The sequence below is a fragment of the Sphingomonas sp. TF3 genome (assembly GCF_003985085.1).
GTDB lineage: Bacteria > Pseudomonadota > Alphaproteobacteria > Sphingomonadales > Sphingomonadaceae > Sphingomonas.
In genome coordinates, this window is the sequence record NZ_RWKS01000066.1 from 1 (window position 1) to 2395 (window position 2395).

A 2395-nucleotide genomic window follows, 5' to 3' on the forward strand; every position below is an offset into this window, starting at 1 on the left:
TGTAAATAGGCGTTGAACCGGGACCCCCGATCGGCGTCGAAGAGGGACCCCCTAACAGCGTTGAGCCGACGTCGATGGTGGAGTGCCGTTCGCGGTGCTCGCGGCGTAGGGAGGGCGTAGCCCGACCGGAGGCGCGAGCACCGCGAACAGCTCTTTCTGGTTACCGTGCCGGGATCAGCTGCGGTTCTTGAAGCGCCAGCTGTCGTTGCCGGTTTCGACGATGTCGCAGTGGTGCGTGATGCGATCGAGCAGCGCGGTCGTCATCTTGGGGTCACCGAACACGCTGGGCCATTCGCCGAACGTCAGGTTGGTGGTGATGATCACCGACGTGTGCTCGTAGAGCTTGCTGATCAGGTGGAACAGCAGCTGGCCGCCCGAGCGGGCGAACGGCAGATAGCCAAGCTCGTCGAGCACCACGAGCTCGTGGCGACGCAGCTGGGCCGCGAGCGCGCCGGCCTTGCCGATCCGCGTCTCCTCCTCGAGCTGCGTCACCAGGTCGACGGTGTTGAAGTAGCGACCGCGGGCACCGGCGCGGATGACGCTGGCGGCGATCGCGCTGGCGAGGTGGGTTTTGCCGGTGCCCGTGCCTCCGACCAGCACGACGTTGCGGCGGCCTGGCAGGAACGAGCCTGCGTGAAGCGAGCGCACCAGCCCTTCGTTGATCGGGGTGTTCTCGAACACGAACGCGTCGAGGTCCTTCACGACCGGCAGCCTGGCAGCCGTCATGCGGTAGCGGATCGAGGCGGCGTGGCGATGCGCGCCCTCGGCGCGCAACAGATCGCTCAGGATCTCCATCGCGGTGCGCTTGCGCTGGACCCCCGCGGTGACCGCGTCGTCGAACGCGCCTGCCATGCCCTTGAGCCCGAGCCCGCGCATCGCGTCGATCATCTCATGCCGCTGCATGGAGGCCTCGCAGGCTGTCGTAGCGGGCGCAGTTGGCGATCGGCGGGTGCATCAGCGTCAGATCCTCAGACGTGACGATGGATGCAGGCCGGGGCGGCTCTCGCCGCCGCGACAGGATGTTGAGGATCACCTCGTCGCTGACCGCACCGGCGTCGAGCGCCTCGCGAACGGCGCCCTCGACGGCATCCAGGCCATCGCTGAGGACGGCCGCAAGAACGCGGACGAAGCGCCGATCGGCATCGTCATCGCTGCCGAGCTTGCGGCGCAGCCGAGCGAGCGCAGGCGGTAGATCCCAGCCCTGGAACGGCGCACCGTTGCGCAGCGCGCCAGGCTTGTTCACCAGCACCGGCAGGTAATGCCAAGGGTCGTAGATCGTTCGGTCGCGACCGAAGAACCGGGGATGATCGGCGATCACTTCGTCGCCCATCCGCACGACGATCCGGTCGGCATAAGCCCGGACCTGGACCGCACGACGCACCGCCTTGGCGGCAACCGAGTAGCGGTTCCGATCGAAGCTGATCAGGCAGGTCCCGGTCACCGCATGCTGCGTCTCGTGGAAGCCGTCGAACGCCGCGAGCATCGGCTGGAGCGCGGGCCGTTCCAACTCCAGCGCTTGCGCGACCGTCATCTCCTTGTGCTCGGGGTGCACATGCATCTCCGCCCAGCGGCGGCACTCGGCTTCCAGCCAGCCGTTCAGTTCCTCCAGGCTGGCGAACCGCGGCCGCGGCTTGAAGAGCCGCCCCCTCATCGTCTGGACCTGATGCTCGACCTGGCCCTTCTCCCAGCCGGCGGCCGGCGAGCAGGCGGTTGGCTCGACCATGTAATGATCCGCCATCACCAGGAAGCGACGGTTGAACACGCGCTCCTTGCCGACGAACACGGTCGTCACCGCGGTCTTCATGTTGTCGTAGATGCCGCGCAGCGGCACTCCTCCGAAGAAGGCGAAGCCGCGCGCATGCGCGTCGAACACCATCTCCTGCGTCTCGCGCGGATAGGCCCGAACATACACCGCCCGCGATGCGCAAAGCCGTACATGGGCGACCTTCACGCGCATCGGCTTGCCCGCGATCTCCACGTCTTCGTGGCTCCAGTCGAACTGGTACGCCTCGCCCTGCCTGAACAGCAGCGGGATGAACGCCGCCACGCCGTCGCCGGGATCCTTGCGCCGTGCCTCGGCCCAGCGCGTGGCGTAGCGCCGGACCGCATCGTACGATCCCTCAAAGCCTTCGCGCAGCAGCAGGTCGTGGATGCGCGTCATCCGCAGCCGGTCACGACGCGACCGCGCCTCATTCTCGGCCAGCAGCGTATCGAGCCGCTCCTGGAACGGTCCGATCCGCGGCAGCGGCTGCACCGACCGATGATAGTCGAACGAACCTTCCGGTGCCCGGATCGCCTTGCGCACCACCTTGCGCGACAATCGAAGATCCCGCGCGATCGCCTTGATCGGCTTGCCGCCGGCGTACTCACGCCGAACCCGAACCACAGTCTCCAC

The 2395-nt window shown here is 67.4% G+C and carries 2 protein-coding genes; both read right to left on the bottom strand.

Features of this window, described 5'->3' with window-relative positions; all coding sequences use genetic code 11:
- Positions 1 to 174 precede the first annotated feature (174 nt).
- Positions 175 to 903, bottom strand: coding sequence for an IS21-like element helper ATPase IstB (gene istB / locus EJC47_RS20785; protein WP_126849590.1), 729 nt, complete (start codon positions 901 to 903; stop codon positions 175 to 177).
- A partial coding sequence (gene istA, locus EJC47_RS20790; protein ID WP_260591703.1) for an IS21 family transposase occupies positions 890 to 2395 on the bottom strand: 1506 nt, incomplete at its 5' end. The genes istA and istB, both read right to left, overlap by 14 nt.